Below are 14,293 nucleotides of genomic sequence, written 5' to 3'. Positions count from 1 at the left end.
CCACATTCAGTTGAGTATTTCCCTGATTTATTGTTATTTTGTTGATAATACTTCTACTTTACTCCAATGAGCAGGCGATACTTGGGATGGTTGTTTTTGTTGGTAACTCTGCAGGCAGAAGCTCACCTCGCAGATTGTCTCACAAAACCCGTTATCAGTATTTCCAAACGTGGAAAGCCCGGTACAATAGCTGCCAATTCCGTTTGCCAAGACAGTTTGGTGCAACTTAACCTGACCAATTTTATGAAAGGAAGCACTTTTCAATGGAGTTTAAATGATATTCCTATTCCAAACGCCACGGATTCGGCTTTCGTTGTTACTAAAAACCAAGGCGGAATTTACAAGTGTATCGCTAAAAATCTGCAAGTATGTCCGGAAACCATTCTGCCGGATCCCGTTACCATAGTATTTAAAACCAAACCCAATGTAAGTGTTTCCATTGGTAATTCGACAGGAACTCGTTGCGTGGATGGCTCGGTAAAATTAACAGCTTCGACGAGTGAACTGGGGGCGCTTACCTACCAATGGTTTCGGGAGAATCAAGCCATTGCCGGAGCAAATACGAACACGTATGATGCCGTTGAAACGGGGATTTATACCTTGAAAATAACCGATGTTGATGGATGTGCCAATGCTCCGGGAAGTATAACGGTCATTTCCAATACCCCTCCTAAAGTTGATTTACGAACCTCTAACAGTGGTTTTTGTAAGGGAAAAACGGTGACACTGACCGCTACCCCGGGAAGAACGTTTATTTATCAGTGGCTCAAAGATGGGCAGCCAATCAATGGTGGGGTCAATGTAGCCACCGTAGCACAGCCCGGAGTGTATAGCGTAAAAGTAACGGCTCCCAATGGCTGCTCTACTGAATCAATGCCAATAACCATTGTGCAATACGATGACCCCGTAGTTAGCATAATAACCACGGGGAATCAACTCTGTCCGGGTTCATCTTTGAAATTAACGGCAACCGGACGTAAACTTAAAAATTTTCAGTGGATAGTAAATGGACAAAACAGTGCAGGTGACACCAATAAAGTGCTCACGGCTTCAAAAGCCGGCAACTATGCGGTAGCGGTAATAGACAGCAACGGATGCCGAGCTACTTCTCCTTTGACGAGTTTGGAAATGGTCACTAAAATTACCGTTAAGCTGGATTCCGTACGCAACTTTTGCGGGACTGCTTTTGCGCCTGTTGCCTTAAAAGGCACTCCGACAGGAGGGGTTTTTGTAGGAAATGGAGTGGTGAATCCCACTTTTGACCCTAAGCTGGCAGGCGTAGGTCAGCATACTATTACCTATACAGTTACGGGGGATTTAGCCTGTTTGAATGGGGAAGCCAAACGAACGGTCATTGTCGGTACGCCAGCCACGCTTGATTTAGGGGCTGATCGAGATCTTTTCAAAGGTTCTTCCCTCACGCTGGATACTGATTTGAAAGGCGATTATACCTATGATTGGACCCCGACAGTGGGTATAAATGAACCGAATTCTGCCCGACCGGTATTCTCACCGGAACGTACTACAACCTACCGAGTCGTGGCGAAAGAAGCATCAGGTTGCTTGGCTGAAGACAGCATTACGATTCATGTTTTTGCGGGTGTGTATATACCAGATGCTTTCACCCCCAATAACGATGGGCAAAATGATACGTGGGAACTGAAAGGATTGGAAGAATATCCTGAGGCAGAAGTTACGGTTTTTGACCGGTGGGGACAGGCCGTGTTTTATAACAAAGGGAGCTATCAAAAACCGTTTGATGGGAATACATTGCCGACAGGCTCGTACGTGTACGTGATTCGTTCAGAACCTGCCGGACATGTATTTCGGGGTCAACTGTTACTGATTCGTTAGGAAAAAGGCACACTTGTTACTTTGGTTTAAGGAACGCAAACGGAATAATCATTTCTTCAATCGAAACACAATTGGAGAAATGCTCATTTTATTGATTCAAGAAACTCTATATATATAAGAGTCCGGAAACATTCTACCGTTGATTGAATTTCCTGTAAACCAGAAACCGCTAACTTTAGGAATATGAATAGCTTTTCTCAAAGATTTTATTAGAGTATCATTGTAGTCAATTAAAGTAAGGGTAATCCCTTCATCTAAATGTTCTTTTGATAAAGCCTCAATTAATTTTTGATAGAAATAGCGTTTCCCTAATTTGTTAATCTGGTCTTTTGAGAAAACAAGCTTCCAACTGTCCGCATCTTCATCGTACATCCAAAAAACTACAGGAAAGTTAAGATTTACCGCATCAAGACTGCTGATAATTTCTCTCCCTTTACCCATATCACTTTCTACCAATGCTGTTCTAACCATGGGAGTATTCCGTTTGTTGAATCAATAATAGACAAATATAAATCATTTGCCGCTTTTTTGTCGAATTTTTGGTAACGACTTTTCTCGCTCCAATCTTTCACTACTTCCCAGTTTGTTTTGAAATCAGCATTACTATCGCATTCTTTTTTATGCAAACTGTATAACCCCGCTACTTTTAGTAACTTCTCAATATCATGTGTATAACTATCATTAGCCAAATGTTTATCAGGAAAATCAAATTTACGTATCTGTTTAGCAATACACGCTTTTAAAGCACATTCAATAGAGTAACCTGCTAAATAATAGGCCCCGCTATATGTTTATTGTTAAGTAATAATTGGGCCTCCTCAATTCGTATTCGTGCAAGTTGTTTTAAGTCACTCCTATTCATAAAAAAATCACTTTGGTTTAAGGAACGCAAACGGAATAATCATTTCTTCAATCGAAACACCGCCGTGTTGGAACGTGTCTCGGTACATATTGACGTATTGGTTGAAATTGTTGGGATAGGCAAAAAAGTAATCGCCGAGGGTGAACACATAAGCAGTCGAAACGTTAAGTTTGGGTAAAAACAACCGCTCTGGTCGGCGACAAACGTAGAGGTGGTTGCCGTCAAAACCCAAGTTTTTACCTTGTTTGTAACGCAAATTAGTATTGGTTTCGCGGTAGCCCACAATTTTTACGGGTTTCTTTACCCGCGTCATGCCGTGGTCAGTGGTGATGATGATACGCCCTTTTTTCTCCGAAATTTTCTGAAGTAAATCCATGATGGGCGAGTGCTGAAACCACGATTTCGTAATCGACCGATAAGCCGCTTCGTCCGGAGCCAATTCCTTGATCATCATCATGTCTGTACGGGCGTGTGAGAGCATATCCACGAAGTTATAGACAATGACATTCAAGTGATTTTTCCAAAGATTGGGGAGGTTGTCAATCAGGGTTTTTCCTTGGTTTTGATTGATGATTTTATTGTATGAAAACCGTACCTGCATCCGATTGCGCTCAAATTGCTTGCGAAGCAAATCTTCCTCGTGTTTGTTGAGACCTTCTTCGCCATCGGGGGTGTTTTCGTCATTAACCCACCAATTAGGGTATTGTTTTTCAATTTCGCTCGGCATCAGCCCCGCAAAAATTGCATTTCGCGCAAAACCGGTTGTAGTAGGTAAAATAGAATAATACGAAGATTCTTCCTCTACGGTGAAAAATTCACTCAAAAGCGGCTCTACTACTTTCCACTGATCGAAACGAAAATTGTCAATCAAAATGAAAAACAACGGTTCCGTTTGTTTCATCAACGGAAATACTTTGCGCTTCAACAACTGATGCGATAGTATTGGTTTTTCAGCATTAGGATCGTTAAGCCACTCTTCGTAATGGTCGATTATAAACTTACAAAAGTTGGAATTGGCTTCTTCTTTTTGCGTAAGAAATATCTCTTCCATGCTCTTGTCTTGGGTATTTTCGAGTTCCAATTCCCAGTAAATAAGCTTTTTATATAATTCCACCCATTCAGCATAACCGATGCGGTCTTGGTACTGCATCGCCAATTGCCGAAATTCCTGCATGTAGTTGTGGTTCGTTTTTTCGCTCACCAACCGCTTGTTGTCCAGAATCTTTTTTACTGAAAGTAAAATTTGGTTTGGATTAAGTGGTTTAATCAGATAATCGGCAATTTTGGAGCCGATTGCTTCTTCCATGATGCGCTCTTCTTCGCTTTTGGTAATCATTACCACGGGCAAATTAGGACGACTTTGCTTGATTTGGGCCAGCGTTTCGAGTCCCGAAAGGCCGGGCATATTTTCATCCAAAAACACGACATCAAAACGCTCCTGTTCTACTTTCTCGAGTGCATCGGATCCGCTGTTGACGGCCGTGATGTTGTAACCTTTACCAGTTAAAAATAAAATATGCGGTTTTAATAAATCTATTTCATCGTCGGCCCAGAGGATATTTGCCATATAAGTATAAATTGTGAATTAGTGATTTGTGAATTAGTAAATAAGTGCCTGATACTATTAGAGGATTGGTGAAAAAATTACTTAAAAACGTGTCCTTCCTAAACGCGCTAAGGGTTGAATAATTGTTAGGGACTGACAATTATCACTATTCATACGTGCGAATTGTCATATTTTTAAGGGAGGTGAAGGTGGAAATTTGAACTGTTTACCAACTTATTCTTTCAACTAATGAAAACAATACTTGTTCCGACTGACCTGAGTGATGTATCTGAATATGCCCTTGACGTAGCCGTTGAAATCGCTAAGAAAAAAGGAGCAACGGTGGTATTGCTTAAAAAAATCATTTTCCCAACAATCGAATACACCATCATTGAAAACGAATTTTACGACACTAAAGACGAGTTTTATAAATATTTAACGCAAGAATCCAAAGAACGTCTTCAGGATATGGTGGATAAACCAAGCTATCGGGACGTAAAATTTAGATTTAAAATAATACGCGATAATGAATCTCTGGCAAAGCTAATGGCCAATCAAAGCGCCGATTTGATTGTTATGGGTTCTACTGGTGCTACAGGCTGGAAAGAGTGGACAAACGGCTCTAACGCCGAGCACGTAGTACGGGAGGTTTCCTGTCCCGTATTGGTTGTGAAAACGCCAGTTAATGCATTTCGTCGTGTTGTGTTTGCCATAGATTTTCAGAATACGCAATTTGTGAAGTCCGCTTTAGAACTGCTTGATAAGGCGCAGATAGATCCGCATTTTGTGTATGTGGATAACGGTATGAAGAAATTTGACAGTAATGTGTTATGGGCAAAAATGGGAAAATTGGCCCTTGAGCTGGGTTTTAGCAATTATCAATTTATCATCCATGAAAGCAGCACGGTTGAAAAAGGAATTGTAGATTATGCAAGGGACGTCGAGGCAGATATTATTGTCATGTACACGCACGCACGGAAAGGTTTTGAACACTTTATTTATGGCAGCGTAGCCGAAGATGTGGTCAATCACGCAGACGTTGCCGTGATGGTAGGACACTGATTTGGAGGCGTATTGATTGTACAAATCGGAAAAGAATGGTGCGCTAAGCGTGCCATTCTTTTTTTCTGTGTAGTTTTGTAGCACAAATCAATGCTTTCATTTTTCATGCAAAATCATTCGGAAGTATCGCGCCAAGTAGCGGCGCACCTCCTCAATATCGAAGCCATTCGTCTTCGCCCCGAGCAACCCTTTCAGTGGAGTTCTGGCTGGAAATCGCCCATTTATTGCGACAATCGCCTCTCGCTTTCGTATCCTGAAGTTCGTACGTATATCAAAAAAGCGCTTGCTGACGCCATCAGGGATAAATTTCCGGCAGCGGAGATTATCGCGGGGGTAGCTACGGCAGGCATTGCCCAAGGCGCTTTGGTAGCAGACCTATTGGATTTACCTTATGCTTACGTGCGTCCGGAACCCAAAAAACATGGGATGGGAAATCAAATTGAAGGACGTATTTTGCCAGGACAAAAAGTCGTGGTCATTGAAGACTTGATTTCGACGGGCGGTAGCTCGCTCAAAGTCGTGGATGTACTTCGTGACATGGGAGCGAATGTGCTGGGAATGGTCGCTATTTTCACCTACGGTTTTCATTTGGCCGATGAAAATTTCAAGCAAAAAAACGTAGAATTAGTGTATTTGAGCGATTACCAATGCATGATTATTGAAGCCCTTAAACTGGACTATATCAGCGAAGATCAATTGACTACACTCGCCCAATGGCGTGAAGATCCAGGGAGTTGGGGAGTTTGAGTAAAAGCAATGCAGTAAGAGTTTGCCTAATAATTGGTTATGGAAGCATTAAGACAAGTTGCTGAATTGAAATTGGATGAACTGCGTCCACTCAATAAAGAACAGGAGGCAATTGTCATGCAGAAATTTCGACTGGATTGGAATTATCATTCTAATAAAATCGAAGGGAATAGTCTTTCTTATGGAGAAACCAAAGCGCTGATTTTATTTGGTATTACTGCTCAGGGCAAACCTTTGAAAGATCATATTGAAATAACGGGTCACAATGAAGCCGTTATATGGATAGAAGAGTTAGTTCATCAGGATTTTCCAATGAATGAGGCTTTTATTCGCCAACTTCATACCCTTTTGTTGAAAGAATCGTATGAAGTCAGTGCTATTACACCCGACGGGCAACCCACAAAAAAGCAAATTCAAGTTGGTCAATATAAAAGCACTCCTAACCATGTGTTAACTAAAACCGGGGAGATTTTCCGTTTTGCCACTCCGGAGGAAACGCCGGCAAAGATGCATGATTTGATTGAATGGTTTAGGACTAAGCAAAACGAATCAGATTTGAGTCCTGTCCTATTAGCAGCTGAATTTCATTACAGATTCATTCGGATACATCCTTTTGATGACGGCAATGGCCGACTTGCCCGTATTTTAATGAATTTGATTCTGATTCAATACGGATTTCCTCCCGTTATTATAAAGACAGAAGATAAAGCAGCTTATTATTCGGCTTTACAACAAGCGGATGCCGGTTTATTTGAGCCCTTCGTTGAGTATATTGCTCAAAATGAGATTCGTTCGCTTGATATTATGATTCGAGGAGCAAAAGGAGAAAGCATCGAAGACCCTGATGATTTAGATAAAGAACTGGCGTTGTTGGAGCAAAGACTGAAAAATGCTGTTAATCAAACCAATGAAGGAGTTAAAAGTAAGGAGGCTATTCTCAATCTTTGTAATGGTTCTTTGAAAAGATTGTTTGATGAAATAATAGATGGTTCAAAATCATTTTTGCGGTTTTATCCTTATTTCCTTAATAATATTTACGTAAATAGAAATTCTGCAATTTTCTATTATCCTCCGCCTGATAATACATTTGAACAGATCCTTGAAGAAAAAATTACAGAGTTTACAGACTCTATTGCGTTACATTCACAATTTAGTACTTCAAATCCAATCCAGTTTGCAAATGGAAACTTTAATTACAATTCTAACATACAAATAGATTTTAAAAGCAAATCATATTGTGTTAATGATGAGTTGGAAAAGCCATATAGCGAACAACTTACAGATTCGGAGATAAAATTAATAGTCAGGAAAGAGCTGAGAAAGCACAAAGAATTTATCGAATCGAAAATCAACGAGATTCAGCAAAATGCAGGAAATCAATAAATTAAGTTTTTATATTCCGCCTATTTTTACTCAGTTCTCTAACCTTATCGCAGGTGAAAGTACGCGTCATGGAGGGGTGAGCGAAATTCCCTTTTCTTCCCTGAATTTAGGAATCAACACCAATGATGACAGTAAAAATGTGACTGAAAATCGTCGTATCTTTTTTGAAAAATTAGGCATTTCAGAGACCCAATTTGCGTCGTCGTATCAAGTGCACGGGGATAAAATTCAGGTAGTTACGGAGGCAGGACGTGCCGAGGGGTATGATGCGCTTATAACCAATCAACCCAACGTTTTCGTAGGAGTAACGGTAGCCGATTGTACACCCATTTTGATTTATGATGCTCTGAACAATGCGGTAGGAGCCGTACACGCCGGTTGGCGCGGGACGGTAGCCCAAATTGTATTGAAAACCCTGCAAACCATGCAATTAACGTATAGCACAAAGCCTGCTGATTGTTATGCTTACGTGGGTACATGCATAGACGAGTGTTCGTTTGAAGTAGGAGAGGAGGTAGCCGAACAATTTGACGGTGAATTTAAGCGCTTTGATTCCGCCCTTGGGAAGTATCTGATAGACTTAAAACGGGCTAACGCTGCTCAATTAGCAGCTTTTGGAATTCCTGCCTCTCAAATCGAAATTTCACCTTATTCAACGGTTACCCATAACGAAGACTATTTCTCCTATCGCCTCGAAAAAGGCCAAACGGGGCGAATGTTGGCGGTGATTGGGATAAAACAGTGTGGGTGATTTTTAGAGTTGACAGTGTTTAATCCTACGGTGTTATGGAACTGTTTTGCAATCGGTAACGTAGAATTGAATAGCTGATTAACTATTTTCATAAGTCCCTTCGCGGCATGCAACAACCTTCGTCTGTTAAACTTTGGGTCAATCTATTTTTAGTATACGTCATTTGGGGTTCTACTTTTTTAGGGGTTCGTTATGCGATTGAAGTCCTGCCCCCTTTGATGACCAATGCCATTCGATTTTTAGTGGGGGGTGTTGTCTTTTTTCTGTTTACCTTAATTCGAGGCTATAAAATCCCCCCGTTAAAGCAATGGCTTTCAGCGGCTTGGATAGGATTGTTGTTGAGTGGTGTAGGCAATTGTGCCGTAGCGTATGCGATTGGTTTTATGCCGTCGGGCTTGGTGGCGTTGCTGGTAGCGACACTTCCGGGTTGGATGGTTGGCTTGGATTACTACTTTTTTGCCAAACAAAAACCTTCCTGGATTACAGTCGTGGGACTTGCGTTAGGGTTGGTTGGAATGTACATATTGCTGAATCCTTCGGGCCAATTAAGTAACCGGGAAATACCTTTGTTCCCCGCGTTTCTGGTCTTTATCGGCTCTATTACCTGGGCTTGGGGCTCGTTGCAATCCCCTTATTTGGAAATGCCGCCCCGAATGCAAACCACGGCTATTCAGATGTTGGGAGGCGGTGTGTTTTCGCTCATCTTGAGTTTGTTACTGGAACCAACCGGAGTGGAAGCTTTGTCAAGAATAGACGACAAAACGCTGGCAGCTCTTGCTTATTTAATCATTATGGGGTCTTTTGTGGGTTATTCGGCCTACGTGTGGTTGCTGCATCATGCGCCGCCTACCCTCACGGCTACTTATGCGTACATAAACCCCGTGATAGCCGTCATTTTGGGTTGGATTTTTGTCAACGAAAAACTTAGCAGCCGCTCTTTACTTGCCTCTTTCGTTGTTTTAGTAGGCGTAGTTTTAATAACAATAGGCAGGAAAAGAACAGTAAACAGTAAACAGTAAACAATTCACACGGAGCACCCAATCAGTTTACGGTTTTTACCTTTACACTTTAACCCCTACACTTTACACTTTGACCCTTTTCCCCATGTCTCGCAACATAGCCATTTTTCTATTTGATGAAGTTGAGGTACTCGACTTCGCGGGTCCTTACGAAGTTTTTAGTGTGACAGGACTTCGCACTTTCCCCGAAAAACCGTTTAATGTGTATACCGTAGCCGAAAAATCGCCCGTGGTAGCCCGAAATGGATTGACCGTACTTCCTGATTTTTTGTTGGACAATTGCCCCGTGCCTGATATTTTTCTGATACCGGGTGGTGGGGGTATTACGGCCGACGGTACCCCTTTTGGCAGCCGACGAGAGATGCATAATCCGGTGGTGTTGGAATGGGTGCAGAAGCAAAGTTTACAGGCTGAGTTGGTGCTTTCGGTCTGTACAGGTGCACTCATTTTGGGACAAGCCGGGCTCTTAGAGGGTTTACAGGCAACTACCCATTTTAAAGCACTGGATTCGTTAAGGGCTATTTCTCCTGCCATTGAGGTAGTGGAAAATGTTCGCTATGTAGACAATGGAAAAGTGATTTTATCGGCCGGTGTTTCGGCAGGAATTGACATGTCGTACTACGTGGTTAGTAAATTGTTGGGAAAAGAGGTTGCCAATGAAGCTGCACGTTATGCACAGTACGATTATTGGCAGTCTTGATTTTTCTAATCACTGAGAGTGTACCTGAGCTGACAAATCGTAAAGAAAAGTGGTAGCATTTGCAAATATTACAAAGTTTTGATACTTTGCTAAAGTTTTAACAGTACATTTAAAATAGAATTTATAACTCCCCCTTTTTAAGGGATAAACTAACAAAAGTTTCAATAGAAGCTAAAAACGCCACTTTTAACTTAGAAATCACCATGAAAAAGTACATTTATGCCTCTTTATTTCTTGCGGTAGCCCTTTTGGGTGGATGTTCTAAAGCTGAACCGGAACCTGAACCTGCTGAACAGGTAATTGGTAGTTATACAGTGGACAAAATTGTAGAATCTTATAAATACGCAACGGCTACTACAGAACAATCCTACACGACAGCCTTGCCTATCAAAGGAACGGGGTATGAATTAAGTGCCGTTTTGGATGTGGCAAAATCAGCCTCTAATATTGTAACTATCTCCTTTGTACAAACTGTAAAATATACAGCTGCCGGCAAAGCTCCTCAGAAAACTACGGATGCTTTTAACAGCATTGAATTAAAGAAAATTGATGCGTCTCCTGGCGAGTTTGATATGCTGGATACGGGTGTGAAAATTGGTACAATTGGAAAAAACGCCATTACTTTTGAAGAGGTTTCCAATGAAAAAGATTCATTGGGGCGCGCTTACGTTTACACTTTCAAGATGACGGGTAAAAAAGCGCTGTAATCAGCCTTTTAAACGGAAAACGATGAGGCAGCGGTGGTGTTTGTGGAGCTTGTGGATTGCTTCTATTTTATTTTCTCCAATTGCAATGGCCAACGACCAGCAACGGTATTTGGCCATTTTGCTTTTAAATCTGGATCGCAGCTTGGATGCTGACTTAGACTTGCTTGAGGGCGGAGTTAAGGCAGGATGTAATGCCGTTCATCTTACCATTCATTGGGACCAAGTCTATACAAACGCTACTTCTACACCCGATTGGCGTAAATACGACAACCAAATCGCTCTTGCCCAAAAATTAGGTGCGAAAATCGCCTTGCGTATCTATGTAGCCCGCAACGAAGGGCGTACCCAAGGCTTTTGGAATGCGGAAGACCGCCAACGCGACCAACAGGGACGTGCCTTGGCAGCTGGGTACAGCAGTACATTTTTTAGCTATGCACATCGGCCATCCGTTGAAAAAGTGAGGGCTTTTGTGAAAGAAGTTTGCCAACGCTATAATAACCTTCAACAACAGGGAGTCATTTCGTGGGTATCGGTTTGTACGACACCTACGCAGGAAATAGGCTACTTTTTTGAAAATGCTCCCGCGGGTTCCGTTTATGGAACTGTCTATGATTACGCTCCCGTGATGCAGCAGGAGTTTCGGATTTGGTTGAGTCGGAAATACAAAAAAATTGCCCGTCTCAACGTATTTTGGGGAACGGAATATACAAGTTTTGACGCGGTCATGCCACCTACTTCGCTCGTCAATCGAGAGCAGGTATTCTGGGGAGAATCAGGAAAGGATTGGTACGTCTTCAGACACGCGATGCTCAGGCAATTTATTGAGCAAACTACCCAAACCATCAAAGAGGTAAACAGCACCTATCGGGTTATCACTGATTTTGGTTCTGTCTTTGACCAACTCAGTAATATTTCGGGAAGCCTCGCCTTTCGTGACCTTAACCGTACGACGGACGGAGTGAAAATCAACGATGATGTCTTGTATGACAATCGTTTTTCAATTGATATTTTACGAAGCAACGTATTTCCGGGGCAATGGGTGCTGAATGAGGTATTTCCAGATACTAAGTACAAAACAGAAGATATTATTCAGCAAATTGATGAGAATTTTGTACACGGTGCCCGTTGGATAAGCATCGTGATTGGGACACCTGCGGTATTGGAGGTAATGCGCCCTATTCTTCAAAACTCAGTTACGAAGTGGCTGAAAACACCTTATACGGAGGTGAATACAAAAGCTTCCATGAATTACAGTCTGTCACGGGTGTTGGAATTTGGGTATTTCAGCGGTGGTGTCTATGGCGAATGGGCCAATCGTGCTGGGCCTGAATCCAACCGTCAACCGGTCGACATAAAGATGGTAGAAGATTTGTTGGCCGATTCTTTGCAAGGGTCTATTAATCGCGCACCGTTTGTTAAAAATGCACTTCCCACCAAAACCATCCGAGTCAACAGTAATTTTTCCTACCACCTCAGTCCCGAAGTATTTATTGATTCAGACGGTGCCATCAATACGGTTGAAATACGGGGGCTTCCCGATTGGTTGAAATTTACGAATACTACTTTTTCGGGAATACCTCCTCGCACGGGTATTTTCAATATGACGCTTCGCGCCACGGATGACGATGCTGCTTCGGTAGAAACGTCGTTTACCATTATTGTGGACAATGTAGGGAAGTCTAATCGGTCTCCCACCGTTCGAAAGCAAATCCCAAATGCCGTTGGGTTGTATAAACAACCGCTTATTCTGCCCATTTCGGACAGTACTTTTTTTGACGCCGACGGATTTATCAGTCGTATTGAAGTAACCGGATTGCCTTCGTGGGCGCAATATCGCCGTGGCGAAATCAGAGGATTGGCCGATGCCGTTGGAGAATACCTGATTACGGTCAAGGCGTACGATGATGAAGAGGCAGTCGTTCAGACAGTTTTTAAAATTACCATCAATTACCCTACGGTGCTGTTTGATTTGATACAGGCTGGTAAGCCGGGGCAGCGTTTTTTGCTCAAACGATTACAAAAAAATGACGTTTTGTTGGGAGCAGAGCTTCCGTCATTACTGAATGTATATGCTTCCTGTGATGCGGTTTTTGATGCCTTCGATTTAGAACTTTCAGGGCCGAATTTTCAGACAACTCAAACCAGCCGTTCGCCTTTTTCACTCTTTGACGGCGATGGCGGGTTTCCTACAGTGGCGGGTACGTATTTTCTGAAGGGTACTGCTTATTTCAGGAAAGAACTGATTGCTTCCACTACGTACAAATTTGAAATCATACCTACCGACCCGACTACAAAGAAACCTGTTCCGATAGACGATTGGGCGGTTTATCCCAATCCCGTGGGAGATTTTTTAAATGTTAAACTTCCTGCCGCTACTGTCTATCCTCAAATTCAATTGGTAACACTCACCGGGCAAACAATCCCTCTCAGTGAACGGGTAATTTTCAAAACAGATTTGCTTCTTTCATTGAATCTGAGACTTCTCAATCTTAATCCAGGTATTTATTTTTTAAAACTGCAAAAGGAAGACGGTACGTGGCGTGTTTTTAAGGTGGTGAAACAATAATCAATAGTTTGTAATGCTTTAAGCGGCAATAGTGCCGAAATGATATAGTTCTTTGACTTTGGGATTATTTTTATGCTTGTCATGGTCAATACCAAACACGTCAAAAAATCTATCCAGTAATAATTTGTTGTGATAAATGGTCTTCACATCAGACATTGAGAATGCCTCTCTTTGTTCAATGGGCAGATTCAAATAGTGAGCCGACTTGGCAATAGAAACTGTGGTTAAGGCCATGTTAAACGGGGCCGCCCGCGCGGTGAAAATGAAGTTTTTGCTCAGTACGTGCCTGACATTGTTCTAAGCCTGTGAATTGATTAGCGTCTCGATACAGGAACTCTATTTGAAATCTTAGCTTGTAAATTTTTACGATATGCCAAGCGGAGAGATTGCTATCGGTACAAAAATAGGTTTTGACAGCCTTGGCTTGCGTCTTATTAGCATCAAAATAGTGAACGATAGCAATCTTGACTTTTCGTTGTAATGATTTGACGTAAACTATCCCCGAAAAGATTCTGATTTGGTTGTCTTGGTAAGCAATATTCAGATGATTAAGAGCAGGATTCCTTACATTTATTTTCCCATCATAGAGCTGCGGGCGACCTCTCTTGCCTGTGGCTTGACCAGTATATAAATAGTAAAGAACGGCATCATCTCTAAGTCGAGAAATGATATTAAAGTCTGTTTTTTCAAGGATATTATCAACGAATGAACGTTTGGAGAAATAACAATCAACCGCCAAAAGCGACGAAAAAGCGGCTAACTCGTCTTTTCGCTCTATCAATAAATGGGCATAGTGTTGCAGTAAATTGGTGTTTTGTTCTTTAAGTTTTTCTTGATTAGGTGTTTGAATGGCCTCGTAATGAAAGGCAGTGTGGTTGATTACATCGCCTAGGGCAATACCACCTATTTCCAATCCAGCTTTGGTGTCATTATCACAGCCTGACCGCACGGGCGGCCCCGCAAAAATAACCTTTTCCGAAGGTGTGTTTGCCACTTTTACGAATATGGCTTGGATCAAATAGTATGGCATGATAACCCGTCCCTTTTTGACGAATATGTTCAGCATTGAACTCGCCAAATGGAAAAGGTTTATCGA

The 14,293-nt window shown here is 42.0% G+C and carries 14 protein-coding genes; 9 read left to right on the top strand and 5 right to left on the bottom strand.

The window, feature by feature from the left end:
- The first annotated feature begins 66 nt into the window (after positions 1-66).
- Complete coding sequence (locus Q0081_RS01700; protein WP_298348555.1) at positions 67-1,854, top strand: gliding motility-associated C-terminal domain-containing protein; 1,788 nt, start codon at positions 67-69, stop codon at positions 1,852-1,854.
- 96 nt (positions 1,855-1,950) lie between these two features.
- Here the strand turns inward: Q0081_RS01700 and Q0081_RS01695 are convergent, their stop codons facing one another.
- The 3 genes from Q0081_RS01695 to Q0081_RS01685 form a co-directional block, all read right to left on the bottom strand.
- On the bottom strand, positions 1,951-2,325 hold the full coding sequence (locus Q0081_RS01695) for a hypothetical protein (RefSeq protein ID WP_298348554.1): 375 nt from the start codon (positions 2,323-2,325) through the stop codon (positions 1,951-1,953).
- On the bottom strand, positions 2,304-2,543 hold the full coding sequence (locus Q0081_RS01690) for a hypothetical protein (protein ID WP_298348553.1): 240 nt from the start codon (positions 2,541-2,543) through the stop codon (positions 2,304-2,306). Before Q0081_RS01690 ends, Q0081_RS01695 begins: the two co-directional genes overlap by 22 nt.
- 180 nt (positions 2,544-2,723) lie before the next feature.
- Positions 2,724-4,283 (bottom strand): bifunctional response regulator/alkaline phosphatase family protein, encoded by a 1,560-nt coding sequence (locus Q0081_RS01685; RefSeq protein ID WP_298348551.1) that lies wholly within the window; start codon positions 4,281-4,283, stop codon positions 2,724-2,726.
- A gap of 228 nt (positions 4,284-4,511) precedes the next feature.
- Here Q0081_RS01685 and Q0081_RS01680 point away from each other — a divergent pair, with 228 nt between their 5' ends.
- The 8 genes from Q0081_RS01680 (at position 4,512) to Q0081_RS01645 (ending at position 13,197) form a co-directional block, all read left to right on the top strand.
- Positions 4,512-5,324 carry a universal stress protein gene (locus tag Q0081_RS01680; protein ID WP_298348549.1) on the top strand — a complete coding sequence of 271 codons (813 nt, stop codon included), beginning with the start codon at positions 4,512-4,514 and terminating at the stop codon, positions 5,322-5,324.
- Between the two features lie 90 nt (positions 5,325-5,414).
- Positions 5,415-6,071, top strand: a complete 657-nt coding sequence (gene pyrE / locus Q0081_RS01675) for an orotate phosphoribosyltransferase (RefSeq protein WP_298348548.1) — start codon at positions 5,415-5,417, stop codon at positions 6,069-6,071.
- Positions 6,072-6,110: 39 nt separating this feature from the next.
- Positions 6,111-7,454: a Fic family protein gene (locus tag Q0081_RS01670; RefSeq protein ID WP_298348546.1), complete on the top strand. Its 1,344-nt coding sequence runs from the start codon at positions 6,111-6,113 to the stop codon at positions 7,452-7,454.
- Positions 7,438-8,205, top strand: coding sequence for a peptidoglycan editing factor PgeF (pgeF, locus tag Q0081_RS01665; protein WP_298348543.1), 768 nt, complete (start codon positions 7,438-7,440; stop codon positions 8,203-8,205). Before Q0081_RS01670 ends, pgeF begins: the two co-directional genes overlap by 17 nt.
- Before the next feature lie 107 nt (positions 8,206-8,312).
- The gene (locus Q0081_RS01660; protein ID WP_298348541.1) at positions 8,313-9,224 is read left to right on the top strand and encodes an EamA family transporter; all 912 of its coding nucleotides are present in this window, start codon (positions 8,313-8,315) and stop codon (positions 9,222-9,224) included.
- Positions 9,225-9,309: 85 nt separating this feature from the next.
- Positions 9,310-9,924 carry a DJ-1/PfpI family protein gene (locus tag Q0081_RS01655; protein WP_298348539.1) on the top strand — a complete coding sequence of 205 codons (615 nt, stop codon included), beginning with the start codon at positions 9,310-9,312 and terminating at the stop codon, positions 9,922-9,924.
- Between the two features lie 203 nt (positions 9,925-10,127).
- Positions 10,128-10,631 (top strand): hypothetical protein, encoded by a 504-nt coding sequence (locus Q0081_RS01650; RefSeq protein ID WP_298348537.1) that lies wholly within the window; start codon positions 10,128-10,130, stop codon positions 10,629-10,631.
- 22 nt (positions 10,632-10,653) lie between these two features.
- Entirely contained in the window at positions 10,654-13,197 is a 2,544-nt protein-coding gene (locus Q0081_RS01645) for a putative Ig domain-containing protein (protein WP_298348535.1), read from the top strand.
- Between the two features lie 18 nt (positions 13,198-13,215).
- On the opposite strand, the gene Q0081_RS01640 is transcribed toward Q0081_RS01645, so the two are convergent.
- Together Q0081_RS01640 and Q0081_RS01635 are read right to left on the bottom strand one after the other, a co-directional pair.
- Positions 13,216-13,431, bottom strand: coding sequence for a hypothetical protein (locus Q0081_RS01640; protein WP_298348533.1), 216 nt, complete (start codon positions 13,429-13,431; stop codon positions 13,216-13,218).
- A gap of 1 nt (position 13,432) precedes the next feature.
- Positions 13,433-14,191 carry a transposase gene (locus tag Q0081_RS01635; RefSeq protein ID WP_298348531.1) on the bottom strand — a complete coding sequence of 253 codons (759 nt, stop codon included), beginning with the start codon at positions 14,189-14,191 and terminating at the stop codon, positions 13,433-13,435.
- Positions 14,192-14,293 lie beyond the last annotated feature (102 nt).

Source organism: Runella sp. (assembly GCF_027484545.1).
In the GTDB taxonomy this organism is placed as follows: domain Bacteria; phylum Bacteroidota; class Bacteroidia; order Cytophagales; family Spirosomataceae; genus Runella.
This window is presented reverse-complemented; position numbering and strand designations above follow the sequence as displayed.

Coding starts and splice junctions, on each gene's coding strand:
- pgeF (WP_298348543.1), top strand. CDS start 7,438: ATGCAGGAAATCAATAAATTAAGTTTTTATATTCCGCCTATTTTTACT.
- Q0081_RS01650 (WP_298348537.1), top strand. CDS start 10,128: ATGAAAAAGTACATTTATGCCTCTTTATTTCTTGCGGTAGCCCTTTTG.
- Q0081_RS01680 (WP_298348549.1), top strand. CDS start 4,512: ATGAAAACAATACTTGTTCCGACTGACCTGAGTGATGTATCTGAATAT.
- pyrE (WP_298348548.1), top strand. CDS start 5,415: ATGCTTTCATTTTTCATGCAAAATCATTCGGAAGTATCGCGCCAAGTA.
- Q0081_RS01695 (WP_298348554.1), bottom strand. CDS start 2,325: ATGGTTAGAACAGCATTGGTAGAAAGTGATATGGGTAAAGGGAGAGAA.
- Q0081_RS01700 (WP_298348555.1), top strand. CDS start 67: ATGAGCAGGCGATACTTGGGATGGTTGTTTTTGTTGGTAACTCTGCAG.
- Q0081_RS01660 (WP_298348541.1), top strand. CDS start 8,313: ATGCAACAACCTTCGTCTGTTAAACTTTGGGTCAATCTATTTTTAGTA.
- Q0081_RS01655 (WP_298348539.1), top strand. CDS start 9,310: ATGTCTCGCAACATAGCCATTTTTCTATTTGATGAAGTTGAGGTACTC.
- Q0081_RS01640 (WP_298348533.1), bottom strand. CDS start 13,431: ATGGCCTTAACCACAGTTTCTATTGCCAAGTCGGCTCACTATTTGAAT.
- Q0081_RS01645 (WP_298348535.1), top strand. CDS start 10,654: ATGAGGCAGCGGTGGTGTTTGTGGAGCTTGTGGATTGCTTCTATTTTA.
- Q0081_RS01670 (WP_298348546.1), top strand. CDS start 6,111: ATGGAAGCATTAAGACAAGTTGCTGAATTGAAATTGGATGAACTGCGT.
- Q0081_RS01685 (WP_298348551.1), bottom strand. CDS start 4,283: ATGGCAAATATCCTCTGGGCCGACGATGAAATAGATTTATTAAAACCG.